The sequence below is a fragment of the Roseateles sp. P4_D2 genome, assembly GCF_056401875.1.
Genome location: NZ_JBFUIM010000007.1, coordinates 158,563 through 171,672, shown reverse-complemented (window position 1 = coordinate 171,672; position 13,110 = coordinate 158,563). Strand labels below are relative to the sequence as shown.

Annotated in this window: 11 protein-coding genes; 4 read left to right on the top strand and 7 right to left on the bottom strand. The window is 68.1% G+C overall.

The window, feature by feature from the left end:
* Window positions 1-22: 22 nt before the first annotated feature.
* From AC1DW0_RS14485 to AC1DW0_RS14465, 5 genes are all read right to left on the bottom strand, one after another.
* A complete protein-coding gene (locus AC1DW0_RS14485) occupies window positions 23-1,462 on the bottom strand; it encodes an aldehyde dehydrogenase family protein (RefSeq protein ID WP_477946578.1) in 1,440 nt (479 codons plus the stop codon).
* Between the two features lie 10 nt (window positions 1,463-1,472).
* On the bottom strand, window positions 1,473-2,801 hold the full coding sequence (gudD, locus tag AC1DW0_RS14480) for a glucarate dehydratase (RefSeq protein WP_477946576.1): 1,329 nt from the start codon (window positions 2,799-2,801) through the stop codon (window positions 1,473-1,475).
* A 114-nt stretch (window positions 2,802-2,915) separates the two neighbouring features.
* Complete coding sequence (locus AC1DW0_RS14475; protein ID WP_056203927.1) at window positions 2,916-3,878, bottom strand: Bug family tripartite tricarboxylate transporter substrate binding protein; 963 nt, start codon at window positions 3,876-3,878, stop codon at window positions 2,916-2,918.
* A gap of 31 nt (window positions 3,879-3,909) precedes the next feature.
* Window positions 3,910-4,821 (bottom strand): 5-dehydro-4-deoxyglucarate dehydratase, encoded by a 912-nt coding sequence (gene kdgD / locus AC1DW0_RS14470; RefSeq protein WP_477946573.1) that lies wholly within the window; start codon window positions 4,819-4,821, stop codon window positions 3,910-3,912.
* 111 nt (window positions 4,822-4,932) lie between these two features.
* Entirely contained in the window at window positions 4,933-5,658 is a 726-nt protein-coding gene (locus tag AC1DW0_RS14465; RefSeq protein WP_056203925.1) for a FadR/GntR family transcriptional regulator, read from the bottom strand.
* A 111-nt stretch (window positions 5,659-5,769) separates the two neighbouring features.
* Here AC1DW0_RS14465 and garD point away from each other — a divergent pair, with 111 nt between their 5' ends.
* The 3 genes from garD to pgm all read left to right on the top strand — a co-directional run bounded on the left by garD (window position 5,770) and on the right by pgm (window position 10,579).
* Window positions 5,770-7,359 carry a galactarate dehydratase gene (gene garD, locus AC1DW0_RS14460; RefSeq protein WP_477946570.1) on the top strand — a complete coding sequence of 530 codons (1,590 nt, stop codon included), beginning with the start codon at window positions 5,770-5,772 and terminating at the stop codon, window positions 7,357-7,359.
* A gap of 276 nt (window positions 7,360-7,635) precedes the next feature.
* Window positions 7,636-8,799 (top strand): tellurite resistance TerB family protein, encoded by a 1,164-nt coding sequence (locus AC1DW0_RS14455; RefSeq protein WP_457353743.1) that lies wholly within the window; start codon window positions 7,636-7,638, stop codon window positions 8,797-8,799.
* Window positions 8,800-8,923: 124 nt separating this feature from the next.
* Window positions 8,924-10,579, top strand: a complete 1,656-nt coding sequence (gene pgm / locus AC1DW0_RS14450; RefSeq protein WP_457353741.1) for a phosphoglucomutase (alpha-D-glucose-1,6-bisphosphate-dependent) — start codon at window positions 8,924-8,926, stop codon at window positions 10,577-10,579.
* Here pgm and AC1DW0_RS14445 read toward each other — a convergent pair whose 3' ends face one another.
* Complete coding sequence (locus AC1DW0_RS14445) at window positions 10,580-11,380, bottom strand: class II glutamine amidotransferase (RefSeq protein WP_457353739.1); 801 nt, start codon at window positions 11,378-11,380, stop codon at window positions 10,580-10,582.
* A 169-nt stretch (window positions 11,381-11,549) separates the two neighbouring features.
* On the opposite strand from AC1DW0_RS14445, the gene AC1DW0_RS14440 reads away from it, so the two are divergent.
* A complete protein-coding gene (locus AC1DW0_RS14440) occupies window positions 11,550-12,506 on the top strand; it encodes a tripartite tricarboxylate transporter substrate binding protein (protein WP_457353737.1) in 957 nt (318 codons plus the stop codon).
* Here the strand turns inward: AC1DW0_RS14440 and AC1DW0_RS14435 are convergent.
* Window positions 12,503-13,090, bottom strand: coding sequence for a TetR/AcrR family transcriptional regulator (locus AC1DW0_RS14435; protein WP_457353735.1), 588 nt, complete (start codon window positions 13,088-13,090; stop codon window positions 12,503-12,505). The genes AC1DW0_RS14440 and AC1DW0_RS14435 overlap by 4 nt on opposite strands.
* Window positions 13,091-13,110: the final 20 nt, after the last annotated feature.

Below are 13,110 nucleotides of genomic sequence, written 5' to 3'. Positions count from 1 at the left end.
CGGTGGTGCCAAAGCGGTGGGATCAGGCTTGGGTGTAAGCCGTCTTCACGGTTGTGTAGAACTCAGCCGCGTGGCGGCCCTGTTCGCGCGGGCCGTAGCTGGAGCCCTTGCGGCCGCCGAAGGGCACGTGGTAGTCCACGCCTGCGGTGGGCAGGTTGACCATCACCATGCCGGCCTGCGAATGGCGCTTGAAGTGGGTGGCGTATTTCAGCGAGGTCGTCGCGATGCCGGCGGCCAGGCCGAACGGCGTGTCGTTGGACAGGGCCAGTGCGTGCTCGTAGTCGCGGGTGCGCAGCACGCTGACGACCGGGCCGAACACCTCTTCGCGGTTGATGCGCATGGAGGGCGTCGTGTCGGTGATGAGGGCCGGCGTCAGGTAGAAGCCCGGCGCGCCGGCGGCATTGGTCTCGATGCGCTCGCCGCCGTGGGCCAGCTTGCCGCCCTCGCTCTTGGCGATGCCGATGTAGTCGGTGTCCTGGCCGAGCTGGCTGGCGTCGACGACCGGGCCGATGTCGGTGCCGGCCTTGCGGGCGTCGTCCACCTTCAGCGTCTTCATCTTGTCGACCATGGCCGCAACGAAGCGGTCGTGGATGCCCTCGGTGACGATGAGGCGGCTCGACGCCGTGCAGCGCTGGCCGGTGGAGAAGAAGCCGCTGTTGACGGCGGCGTTGACGGCCACGCCCAGGTCGGCGTCGTCCAGCACGATCATGGGGTTCTTGCCGCCCATCTCGAGCTGGAACTTGGCCATGCGCGCCACACAGGCCGCCGCGACCTTCTGGCCCGTGCCCACCGAGCCGGTGAAGCTGATGGCTGCCACGCGCGGGTCGTTCAGCAGCTTCTCGCCGACCACCGAACCGCGGCCCATGACGAGGTTGAAGACGCCCGCTGGCAGGCCCGAGCGCGACAGGATTTCGGCCAGCGCCCAGGCTGAGCCCGGCACGAGGTCGGCAGGCTTGAAGACGACGCAATTGCCCCAGGCCAGGGCCGGTGCGATCTTCCAGGCGGGAATGGCGATGGGGAAGTTCCACGGCGTGATGAGGCCGACGACACCGACGGCTTCGCGCGTCACTTCCACGCCGACGCCGGGGCGCACCGAGGGCAGGCTCTCGCCGCCCGGGCGCAATGCCTCGCCGGCGAAGAACTTGAAGATGTAGCCGGCGCGCCCGACCTCGCCGATGGCCTCGGGCAGGGTCTTGCCTTCCTCGCGGGCCAGCAGGTCGCCCAGCTCGGCTCGGCGCGCCAGGATCTCGGTGCCGATGGCGTCGAGGATGTCGAAGCGCTGCTGCGGTGTCGACAGGCTCCAGGCCGGGAAGGCGGCGCTGGCGGCCGTGATGGCCAGCTCGGCCTGGGCGGCATCGGCCTGGGCGTATTCGCCGACCAGGTCGCGCGTGTCCGAGGGGTTGATGTTGCGGGAGACGCCGTGGCCGTCCAGCCATTCACCGGCGATGAGGTTCTTGAACATGGGTACTGCCTTAGCGATCAAGCGCGGGGCGCTTGGGGTTGAAGGTCCAGCCTGGGATCAGGTACTGCATCGCGATCGCGTCGTCGCGGGCGCCCAGGCCGTGCTGCTTGTAGAGGTTATGCGCCTTCTCGACCTCTGCCATGTCGAGCTCGACGCCCAGGCCGGGCTTGGGCGGCACCTTGACGTGGCCGCCGACGATCTGCAGCGGCTCCTTCGTGAGGCGCTGGCCGTCCTGCCAGATCCAGTGCGTGTCGATGGCCGTGACCTTGCCCGGCGCGGCGGCGCCCACGTGGGTGAACATGGCCAGCGAGATGTCGAAGTGGTTGTTGGAGTGCGAGCCCCAGGTCAGGCCCCAGTCGCGGCAGGTCTGCGCCACGCGCACGCTGCCGGCCATGGTCCAGAAGTGCGGGTCGGCCAGCGGGATGTCCACGCTCTGCAGCGACAGCGCGTGCGAGAGTTGGCGCCAGTCGGTGGCGACCATGTTGGTGGCCGTGGGCAGGCCGGTAGCGCGGCGGAATTCGGCCATCACCTCTCGGCCCGAGAAGCCATCCTCGGCACCACAGGGATCTTCCGCATACGCGAGAACGCCCTTCATATCGCGCATCAGCCGGATCGCGTCCTTCAGCAGCCAGCCGCCGTTGGGGTCCAGCGTCACACGCGCGTCGGGGAAGCGCTCGTGCAGCGCGCGGATGGCCTCGACTTCCTCGTCGCCGCGCAGCACGCCGCCCTTGAGCTTGAAGTCGTTGAAGCCGTAGCGCTCGCGGGCGGCCTCGGCGAGCTTGACGACGGCCTCGGGAGTCAGCGCCACTTCATGGCGCAGTCGGCTCCAGGCGTTGTCGGCGCCGGACTCGCTGTTGTACGGCAGGTCGGTTTTCGTGCGGTCACCGACGTAGAAGAGATAGCCCAGCATCTCGACCGCATCGCGCTGCTGGCCTTCGCCCAGCAGGGCCGCGACCGGTACGCCCAGGTGCTGGCCGAGCAGGTCCAGGAAGGCCGACTCGATCGCGGTGGCGGCATGGATGGTGGTGCGCAGGTCGAAGGTCTGCAGGCCACGGCCGCCGGCGTCGCGGTCGGCAAAGGACTGGCTGACCTTCTGCAGCACGCCCTGGTGGCCACCGATGGGCTGGCCCACCACCAGCTGGCGCGCGTCCTCCAGCGTCTGGCGGATCTTCTCGCCACCGGGCACCTCGCCGACGCCGGTGTTCCCGGCGCTGTCGGTCAGGATCAACAGGTTGCGGGTGAAGAAGGGCGCATGCGCGCCGCTGAGGTTGAGCAGCATGCCGTCGCGCCCGGCGACGGGCACAACGCGCAGCTCTTTGATGACGGGGGTCGAGGTCATGTCAGTACTTCAAAGATGTAGTGCCCCACCAAGTGGCACCCATGGAACTGGCTCTGCCAGGCCATCGGGTGCGCCCCCTTGAGGGGGAGGCGCGTCAGCGCCTCGGGGGTGGGCTCAATCTGCGGTGATCTTGCGTTCTTCGATCACTTTTTTCCAGCGTGCGAACTCGCTCGCCTGGAAGGCGGTGAACTGCTCGGGCGTGTTGGCAACGACCTCGAAACCCTGCTCCAGCAACTTCGGTTTGATGTCCGGCGAGTTCAAAGTCTTGACGATGCCGGCATGCAGCTTGGCCTTGATGTCGGCGGGCAGGCCCTTGGGCGCGGCCACGCCTTGCCAGGAGTAGACCTGCAGCCCCTTGATGCCCAGCTCGTCCATGGTGGGCACGTCGGGCTGCACCGGCGAGCGCTGGGCGCTCGTGATGCTCAGCGCGCGCAGCTTGCCCGCCTTGATCTGCGGCAGCGCGGTGTTGATGTTCATGAAGCTGGCATCCACCTGGTTGCCGAGCAGGTCGGTCATGACCGGGCCGCCGCCCTTGTAGGGGATGTGCAGGCCCGACGTGCCGGTCTGCAGCCAGAACAGCTCGGCGGTGATGTGGTCGCTGCTGCCGTTGCCGCTGGAGCCGAAGCTCATCTTGCCGGGGTTGGCTTTCTCATAGGCCAGCACGTCGGCCATGCTCTTGTGCGGCGACGCGGCGGGCACCACCAGCACGTTGGGCGCCTGCACGGCGACGGTGATGTAGTCCAGGTCCTTGGTCGGGTCGTACTGCAGGTTCTTCAGCAGGTGCGGGCCGATGACCAGCGGGCCCAGGGACGAGACGAGGACGGTGTAGCCGTCCGGCGCCGCGCGCTTGACCATGCCGGTGCCGATGGTGCCGCCCGCACCGCCGCGGTTGTCGATGACGAAGCTGCCGCCGAGGGTCTCCTGCAGCTTGTTGCCCAGCAGACGGGCGATGGCGTCGGTGGAGCCGCCGGGCGGGAAGGGCACCAGCAGCGTCACCGGCTTGGCGGGCCAGGCCTGAGCCAGCGCTGCGGTGGTGGCAGCGGCGCCGAGCAACAAGGCGGTCAGCAGTTTCTTCATGGCTTGTCTCCAGTGGGTCTTGTGGAATGGCTTATTGCGGGCCGAGCTTGGAGATCAGCGCGCCGAGTGCGTCGACCTCGGCTGCAGCCAGGTCCGACAGCGGCGGACGCACCGGCCCGGCCGTATGGCCCACCAGCGTCGCGCCGGCCTTCACGATGGACACGGCATAGCCTTCGCCCTTGTTGCGCAGCGCCACATAGGGAATGAAGAAGTCGCGCACGAGGCGGTTGCAGGTCTCGGTGTCGCCCGCGGCATGGGCGTTGTAGAACTCCATCGCCGTCTTGGGGATGAAGTTGAAGACGGCGGACGAGTAGACCGGGCAGCCCATGGCCTTGTAGGCACCAGCGAACAGCTCGGCCGTGGGCAGGCCGCCCAGGTAGGCGAAGCGGTCGCCCAGCGTCTGGCGGATGGAGACGAACTTCTCGATGTCGCCGAGACCGTCTTTGAAGCCGATCAGGTTGGGGCAGCGGTCGGCCAGCACCAGCAGGCTCTGCGGGGTCAGCTTGCAGGCGCCGCGGTTGTAGACGACGACGCCGAACTTGACACTCTTGCAGACGGCCTCGACGTGATTGATGAGCCCTTCCTGGCTGGCTTCGGTCAGGTAGTGGGGCAGCAGCAGCACGCCCTGGGCGCCCAGGCGTTCGGCTTCCTGCGCGTACTGGATGGCCACTCGCGTGCCGCCGCCGGCGCCGGCCAGGATGGGCGTGCGGCCCCGGCAGGTGTCCAGCGCCACCTTGATGATGTCGCTGTACTCGCCCGGCTCCAGCGAGAAGAACTCACCCGTGCCGCCCGCCGCGAAAAGCGCCGAGGCGCCATAGGGCTGCAGCCACTCCAGACGCTCGGCGTAGGGCTTGGGCGCGAAGTTCAGCTGCGCGTCGAAGTCGGTCAGCGGGAAAGACAGCAGACCGGCTTCGAGGACGGCTTTGAGTTCTTGGGGCGACATGGGCGGGTCTCCGTGGGTGTTGGGATGACTGAAGTTGTAGGTCATCGTACAACTTGGGTCAAATCCACAATGACTAGTGAAAACCCGCGAAGGCCGTTTCTTTACCGACGGTCAGCTGGCTTCAGCCTGGGCGCGTCGGCGACGTTCACGGCTGTTGCTGAGGTGGGTGCGCATGGCCGCACGAGCCGATTCGGCATCCTGGCTGGTGATGGCGTCGAGGATGCTTTCGTGCTCCGCGTTGACGCGCCGCATATAGGCCAGCCGCTCCGCACTCATGTCCGCCACCGGCTCCAGCCGGGCACGCGGAATGATCTGGGCCCCCAGCGTCGCCATCAGGTCGGCGAAGTGGCTGTTCTGCGTCGCGCGGGCAATCTCCAAGTGGAACTGGAAGTCGGCGGCCACCGAGTCCTGGCCGGCTTCGACGGCGGCAATAACTGCGTCCAGCGCCTTGCGCAGGGCAATGAGGTTGTCGGCGGTGCGCCGCTGCGCTGCCAGGCCGGCCGCCTCCGTCTCGAGGCCGATGCGCAGTTCTAGCACGGCGATGACGTCCTGCAGCGTGCTGAACTGTTCCGGCGTGATCTTGAATGACGGCCCGTCGCCAGGCCCGAGCACAAACGTACCGATGCCGTGCCGCGTCTCGACCAGGCCAGCCGCCTGCAATTTGGAGATGGCCTCGCGCACGACGGTGCGGCTGACCTCGAACTCGCCCATGATGGCCGCCTCGGTCGGCAGCTTGTCGCCGGCCTGCAACTGGCCGGCCCGGATGCGGTCTCCGAGCGAGTCAACCAGTTCGAGGGCCAGCGTGCGCGGCCGGCGGCGGGCGAGGGGGGCGTGCATTCGCGGGTTTTCCCGGAGTTTTGAAATGATTGCGCCGTCTAAAGTGACGGAAGTTGTACGACAACTAGACGACGTACAACAACTTCAACTGTAGCAACGCCTCGGCAAACCATGACTGCTGTTTCCCCCCGTCCGCCCCTGACGCTGCGCATGCGCATTGAGGACAACGTCGCCATCGTTGCCAACGACGGCGGCCTGGCCGAAGGCACCGTGCTGCCGGACGGCATCCCAGGCGCGGGGCTGGCGCTGCGCGACAAGGTGCCGCAGGGCCACAAGGTCGCGCTGCGCGACATCGCCGAGGGAGAAGTGGTGCTGCGCTATGCCGTGCCCATCGGCTATGCGTTGAAGGCCATTCCCGCCGGCAGCTGGGTGCACGAGCGCCTGCTGCAGATGCCCGCCGCACGTGCGCTGGAAGGCCTGCCCATCGCCACCGTGAAGCCTGCTGTCGTTGAACCACTGGACGGCTACACCTTCGAGGGCTACCGCAACAAGGATGGCTCGGTCGGCACGCGCAACATCCTCGCCATCACGACCACGGTGCAGTGCGTGGCCGGGGTCGTTGCCCAGGCGGTCGCGCGTATCAAGGCCGAGCTGCTGCCGCGCTACCCGAACGTGGACGACGTCATCGGCTTGGAGCACAGCTATGGCTGTGGTGTGGCCATCGACGCGCCGGATGCCGTCATCCCCATCCGCACCCTCAAGAACATCTCGCTGAACCCGAACTTCGGCGGCGAGGTGATGGTGGTGAGCCTCGGCTGCGAAAAGCTGCAGCCCGCACGCCTGCTGCCGCCCGGCTCCTTCCCCATCACCGACGAACGCGACCCCGCCAGCGGCCCCGAGACGATCTGCCTGCAGGATGACGTGCACGTGGGCTTCATGTCCATGCTCGAAGACATCCTGCAAAGTGCCAAGCCTCACCTGGAGCGCCTGAACGCCCGCAGGCGCGAGACCGTGCCTGCAGCTGAGCTGGTCGTCGGCGTGCAATGCGGCGGCAGCGATGCCTTCTCGGGCGTGACGGCCAACCCGGCCGTGGGCTTCTGCGCCGACCTGCTGGTGCGCGCCGGTGCCACCATCATGTTCAGCGAGAACACGGAGGTGCGCGACGCCGTCGATCAGCTCACCAGCCGTGCGGCGACGCCGGAAGTCGCCGACGCCATCATTCGTGAACTCGGCTGGTACGACCGCTACCTCGACCGCGGCCGCGTCGACCGCTCGGCCAACACCACGCCCGGCAACAAGGCCGGCGGCCTTTCCAACATCGCCGAGAAGGCGATGGGCTCCATCATCAAGAGCGGCAGCTCGGCCATCTCGCATGTACTCGCGCCCGGCGACAAGCTCAAGCGCGACCAACGCGGCCTCGTCTACGCCGCCACGCCCGCCAGCGACTTCATCTGCGGCACGCTGCAACTCGCCGCCGGCATGAATCTGCACATCTTCACCACCGGCCGCGGCACGCCCTACGGCCTGGCCGAATGCCCGGTCGTCAAGGTCGCCACGCGTACCGACTTGGCCCGCCGCTGGCACGACCTGATGGACATCAACGCCGGCCGCATCGCCGATGGTGAGGCGACGATTGAAGAGACCGGCTGGGAGATGTTCCGCCTGCTGCTGGACGTCGCCAGTGGCCGCAAGAAGACCTGGGCCGAGCACTGGAAGCTGCACAACAGCCTGGTGCTGTTCAACCCCGCGCCTGTCACCTGAAATAACGCTGCCCCTCGCCCAGTCTTGCCCTGCTAAACGCGGGCAAGCCCAGTCGGTCTTGCAGACCGCGCTGCGGCTCGCGCCGCAGCTCTTCGGCAGGCACATGCCGCCCACTGGGCGCCATGTGTCCGGCCTCAGCCCCCGAGGGGACGGCGATGCTCGCGGCATCGAGCCGCGAGCACATCGCCAACCGGGCCGGCTAGGGAGCGGCCCGGCGCTCGGCCCGAAGACCGCGCCGTCCACGATGTGCACCCTCTCGTTCTATGCTTGGTCGCCATGACGACCCAGCAGCAACCGACAGTGGACCCAGCCGAACCCGGAACCGCGCTTGAAGGCGTGACGCAGGTAGTCGCCGAGCCCTTGCGCTTCAAGGCCAAGCTCGCCATCGGCGAGAACGCCTACAAGTCCCTGCGCATGATCAACCGCACCCGCGAGGTCTGGGACGTGCTGGGCGCCGCGGGCGCGGGCGCCGCCGTCGTGAAGTCGGGTGTGCTGGGCATCGGTGCCGCAGCCACGCCCATTGGCTGGGTGGCGCTGGCCGCGCTGGCCTCGGGCGGCGCCTGCTACGGCCTGTACCGGTGGCTGGGTGACACCAAGGGCGCGCGTGTCATCGAGATCCCCAAGTTCCTGAACACGCCGCTGGACACGCTGGGCCTGGCCCTCTTCGACCTCATCGCGCCGCTGGCGCTGCGGCTGGCCGCGGTGGATGGCCACATCGAGCCTGCCGAGCGGCAAGCGCTGGTGCAACACCTGGTGGACGACTGGGGCCTGGACGCCAGCTTCGTCACGCGGGCCATCGCGCAGATCGAGCCGGGCGTGATGCAAGGCTCGGTCGAGGAGGTGGCCGCTGAGCTGTCGGCCTTCCTGCATGCCAACCCCGACTGCAACCACAAGGCCATCGCCGCCGATCTCGGCCAGTTCCTGCGCCGGCTGCTGGAAGCCGGCGGGCCGCTGTCCGAGGCCGAGGAGGCGGCATTGGCAGCCAGCCTGACGCTGTTGCTGCAAGAGCCTGACGGCCCGCTCACCAAGGCCTGGGTCACCGCCAGGTCGGGCGCGGGCAAGGCGGCCGAACAGCTGGGCGCTTCGGCCAAGGAGGCGGCCGGCTGGACGCGCGAGCGCCTGCCTTCGCCCGAGGAGCTGCAGGCCGCGGCCGGCACCGCAGCGACCAAGGCGTGGCATGGCGCCAGGTCGGGGGCTGAGCAATTGGGCACGTCGGCCAAGGACGCCGCTGACTGGACACGTGAGCGCTTGCCCTCAGCCGAGCAGTTGCAGGCCGCGGCCGATACAGCCGCGACGCAGGTCCAGCAGTCCGTGCAAAAGGCCGCCTCATGGGCTCAGGACAAGCTGCCCGCCGCAGCCCAAGTCCAGGATGCGGCCAAGCGCTCGGTGAGTTTTGCCAAGACCGGCATTGAGCGGATCAGGAAGCGGTCTGGCCGCTGAGACGCCGCGCGGCAATTGCGTTGCCTGTAGGTCGGGGCCTGCAAGCCTGTGTGCCGATGTCCGGCACCGTGGTCGCGCCATGCTGGCAGTATGGTCTCACCGAAGAACGGGAGAGCCCCGAACGATGAGTGCTGAACGCCACCCCCTTGCCGGCAAGCCCGCGCCACCCGATGTCCTCATCGACGTCGAGGCCTTGCGCGAAGCCTATTTTTCGCGCCAGCCCGATCCGAGCTGCGCCGAACAGCAGGTCAGCTTCGGCACCTCGGGCCACCGCGGCTCGGCTCTGGATGGCTCGTTCAACGAATGGCATGTGCTGGCCATCACGCAGGCCATTTGCGACCACAGGAAGCAGAGCGACATCGCGGGCCCGCTCTTTCTGGGCGCCGACACGCATGCGCTGTCCGAGCCCGCTGTGCTCAGCGCACTGGAGGTGCTGGTCGCCAATGGCGTGGACGTGATGCTGGCGCCGGCGGGCCAGTTCACGCCGACACCGGCCGTGTCGCTGGCTATCCTTGAATACAACCGCGGCCGCGAAGGCTGGCAGCGCGCCGACGGCATCGTCGTGACGCCGTCGCACAACCCACCGCGTGACGGCGGCTTCAAATACAACCCGCCACATGGCGGGCCGGCGGGCAGCGATGTCACGACGGGCATCCAGGGGGCTGCCAACGAGCATCTGAAGCAGTCGCTCAAGGGCGTGCTGCGCAAGGACGCCGAGCGGGCACTCGGCACGTCGGCCTGCCATGAGTACGACTTCCTCGGCAGCTATGTGGCGGCGCTGGGGCAGGTCATCGACTTCGACCTGATCCGTGCAGCCGGCCTGCAGCTGGGCGTGGACCCACTGGGTGGCGCGGGTGTGGCCTACTGGCCTGCGATCGCCGAGCACTACCGCCTGCCACTGACGGTTGTCAGCAACGAGGTGGATCCGCGGTTCGCCTTCATGACGCTGGACTGGGACGGCCAGATCCGCATGGACCCGTCATCGCCCTGGGCCATGCTAAGGCTGACGAGCCTGCGCGATCGCTTCGACGTGGCCTTTGCCTGCGACACCGACCATGACCGCCATGGCATCGTCACCCGCAGTGCCGGTCTGATGCCGCCCAACCACTACCTCAGCGTCGCCGTGGACTATCTGTTCCGCCACCGGCCCGGCTGGCGCGCGAACGCGGCCGTCGGCAAGACCGTCGTCACGACGGCGCTGATCGACCGCATTGCGCGGCGCCTGGGCTGCCCGCTGTTCGAGGCGCCCGTCGGCTTCAAATGGTTTGCGCCGGGCCTGGCTGAAGGCAGCCTGGGCCTGGGCTGCGAGGAGAGCGCGGGCGCATCAATGCTGCGCCGTGATGGCCGCGTGTGGACGACCGACAAGGACGGCATCGCCGCCGCGCTGCTGGCGGCCGAGATCACGGCGCGCACCGGCAGCGACCCGGGGGTGTATTACCAGGGCCTGACGGCGGCCCTCGGCACACCGCACGCCGACCGCGTCGAAGGCCCGGCCACGCGCGAGCAGAAGGCCAGGCTGGCCGCGCTGACGGTTGCGAACGTGCAGGCGACTTCACTGGCAGGCGAGCCCATCACTGCGGTGCTGAGCAGTGCGCCGGGCAACGGCGCGCCGATCGGTGGCATCAAGGTGTGCACGGCCAGTGGCTGGTTCGCCGCGCGGCCGTCGGGCACCGAGGACATCTACAAGGTCTACGCGGAGAGCTTCCGCGACGAGGCGCATCTGCAGCAGTTGCTGCAGGAGGCGCGCAGTGTGGTGGATGAGGCGCTGGCTGCGGTTTGATCAAGCAGCCGCGAGTTCGGCCACGCCTTCACTGACGAACACGCATTCGCCGTCCCTGAACACCCGCACCTCGCCAGCGGCGAACGCCTGCCAGGCCTCGCCATGGGTCAGCGGCTCAGTGGAGACCAGCGCCATGCGGTCAGCCGGGTTGTTGACGGTGGCCAGGTCCACACTCAGGTCGCCGTCGCGCAAGGAGACGTGGCCGAAGGGCGGGCGGCGCTGCAGCCAGTGCAGCTTGGTTGACGCATGCGCCAGCATGGCGCGGCCATCGGTCAGCAGCAGGTTGAAGCGGCCGTGCTCGGCGATCTCGTGGATCCAGGGCGTCAGCGTTTCGGCCAGTTGCTGCCAGTCGGGCGGCTGGCTGCCGAAGCGCTGCTGGAGCTTCTGCATCAACCAGCAGAAGGCTCGTTCGCTGTCGGTCTGGCCGGCCGGCGTGAAGCTCCCGTCCAGCTGGGGGTGAAAGTCCTTCAGGTCGCCGTTGTGCGCGAAGACCCAGGTGCGACCTGCCCAGTCGCGGCGAAAGGGGTGGCAGTTCTCCAGGGTGCGGGCGCCCTGGGTGGCCTTGCGGATGTGGGCGAGGATGTTGCGTGCCTGCACCGGGTGGTGGCCGAAATGACGCGCCAGTTCGGATTCGGCCGCCGGGCTGTCCTCAACGGTGACTTGGCAGCGCTCGCCGTCGTGGAAGGCCACGCCCCAGCCGTCGACATGGTCTGCGGTGCGCCCGCCGCGAGCGGCGAAGCCGCTGAGGGAGAAGGTGGCGGCGGCCGGCTGGCGGCTGTTGAGGGCGAAAAGCTCACACATCGGTGGTGGCGGAAGCTGTCGGTACGGGTGGCAACGCTGCAAGTCTGCAGGCCGATGACACAAAACCCAACAAAGCTTTTGTCATGAGCTCATGCCTGTGCGGGTTCTCACGTTTCGCGGGCGCGCCGCAGGGCGTTAGGCTGGGCTGTACCACCTTCAGGAGACGCCCGTGCCGAAGTGCCTTGTTCCCGTCGCAGCTCTGCTGCTTGCACTGACCGCAAATGCCCAGGAAACGGCCTGGCCGTCCAAGCCCCTGCACTTCGTCGTGCCCTTTGGCCCCGGCGGCGCCAACGACATCGTGGCGCGCACGGTGGCCGAAGCCACGGCCAAGCAGCTGGGGCAGCCGATCATCATCGAGAACAAGCCCGGTGCCGGCTCCATGATCGGCGCGGCCTATGTGGCCAAGGCCGCGCCGGACGGCTACACCTTCCTGACGCCGGCGGCCGGTGTCATCACCAATGCGCTGATCAAGACACGCATGCCCTATGCCGAGAACGACCTCGTGCCCGTCGTCATGATGGCCGTCAGCCCCTCGGTCGTCGTCGTGCCGGGCGACTCGGCCATCAAGGATCTGAAGGGCCTGATCGCGGCGTCCAGGAAAGGCCAGGGGCTGAACTTCGCGACGGCCGGCACCGGCAGCACGCCGCATTTCGTGGCCGAGATGCTCAAGCTCAAGGCTGGCGCCAAGCTGCAGATCGTGCCCTTCAAGAGCGGCTCCGAAGGCATGGCGGCCGTTGTCGGTAACCAGGTCGATGCGACCTCCGAGGCCAGCCCCGTCGTGCTGTCGATGGTGAAGGCCGGCAAGCTCAAGGCCATCGCCTCGACGTGGAACCGTCGCATCGCGGCTTTGCCCGACCTGGCCACCGCCCAGGAGCAGGGCTTCAACGACGTTTTCATTGGCCATTGGTCGGGCGTGTTCGCGCCCAAGGGCACGCCCGAGGCCATCCTCGACAAACTCAATGCGGCCGTGAATGCGGCGCTGAAGACGAGCGAGCTGCGCGCCAAGCTCATCCCGCTGGCCATCGACCCGACGGGCGGCAGCCGCGAGGACTTCCGCAAGTTTCTGGCAGCCGAGAAAGCCCGCCTGGCACCAGTGGCCAAGGCGGCGCAGATGAAGGAAGACTAGCGGCCGGCTTCGACGAGGGCGCGCATCGCGGCCAGCAGCACATCCGTCGCTTCATCCGGCGTCAGCAGTTCGGCGCTGACGAAGGCGCCATTGACGAGCAAGGCCAGCTGAGCGGCGAGTGCCTTCGGCGCGCGTGCCTTCAGGCGTTGGGCGATGACTGTGAGGCGTGACCGCAGCGCCTGCATGTGGGCTCGCGCCACGCCGCGTGCCGGGTGATCCTGCTCGGCGAACTCGGCCGCCACATTGATCTGCGGGCAGCCCCGGTAGTTGGCGCGGCCCAGGCGCTCGCCGATCCAGCGCATGTGCGCTTCCAGCTCGGCCTTCGCGTCGCTCGCGTTCTCCGCGGCGACCCGGTCCCAGGTCGCCCAGAAGTCCACATCCTCGCGCTCCAGGAAGGCCACGATGAGGTCGTCCTTGGTGCGGAAGTGGCGGTACAGGCTGCTCTTGGCCACGCCGGCCTGCTCGATGACCAGATCGATGCCGACCGCGCGAACGCCGTTCTTGTAGAACAGCTCGGACGCCACGCCCAGCAGTCGCTCGCGGACGTTCTGGGCTTCGGGGGCAGTTTCAGCAGGCATGTTCATCACGGCGGTCGATTCGGTGT

What these genes read in the sequence shown, in the direction of transcription:
- AC1DW0_RS14485 (WP_477946578.1), bottom strand. Translation starts at nt 1,462, where the DNA reads ATGTTCAAGAACCTCATCGCCGGTGAATGGCTGGACGGCCACGGCGTC.
- gudD (WP_477946576.1), bottom strand. Translation starts at nt 2,801, where the DNA reads ATGACCTCGACCCCCGTCATCAAAGAGCTGCGCGTTGTGCCCGTCGCC.
- AC1DW0_RS14475 (WP_056203927.1), bottom strand. Translation starts at nt 3,878, where the DNA reads ATGAAGAAACTGCTGACCGCCTTGTTGCTCGGCGCCGCTGCCACCACC.
- kdgD (WP_477946573.1), bottom strand. Translation starts at nt 4,821, where the DNA reads ATGTCGCCCCAAGAACTCAAAGCCGTCCTCGAAGCCGGTCTGCTGTCT.
- AC1DW0_RS14465 (WP_056203925.1), bottom strand. Translation starts at nt 5,658, where the DNA reads ATGCACGCCCCCCTCGCCCGCCGCCGGCCGCGCACGCTGGCCCTCGAA.
- garD (WP_477946570.1), top strand. Translation starts at nt 5,770, where the DNA reads ATGACTGCTGTTTCCCCCCGTCCGCCCCTGACGCTGCGCATGCGCATT.
- AC1DW0_RS14455 (WP_457353743.1), top strand. Translation starts at nt 7,636, where the DNA reads ATGACGACCCAGCAGCAACCGACAGTGGACCCAGCCGAACCCGGAACC.
- pgm (WP_457353741.1), top strand. Translation starts at nt 8,924, where the DNA reads ATGAGTGCTGAACGCCACCCCCTTGCCGGCAAGCCCGCGCCACCCGAT.
- AC1DW0_RS14445 (WP_457353739.1), bottom strand. Translation starts at nt 11,380, where the DNA reads ATGTGTGAGCTTTTCGCCCTCAACAGCCGCCAGCCGGCCGCCGCCACC.
- AC1DW0_RS14435 (WP_457353735.1), bottom strand. Translation starts at nt 13,090, where the DNA reads ATGAACATGCCTGCTGAAACTGCCCCCGAAGCCCAGAACGTCCGCGAG.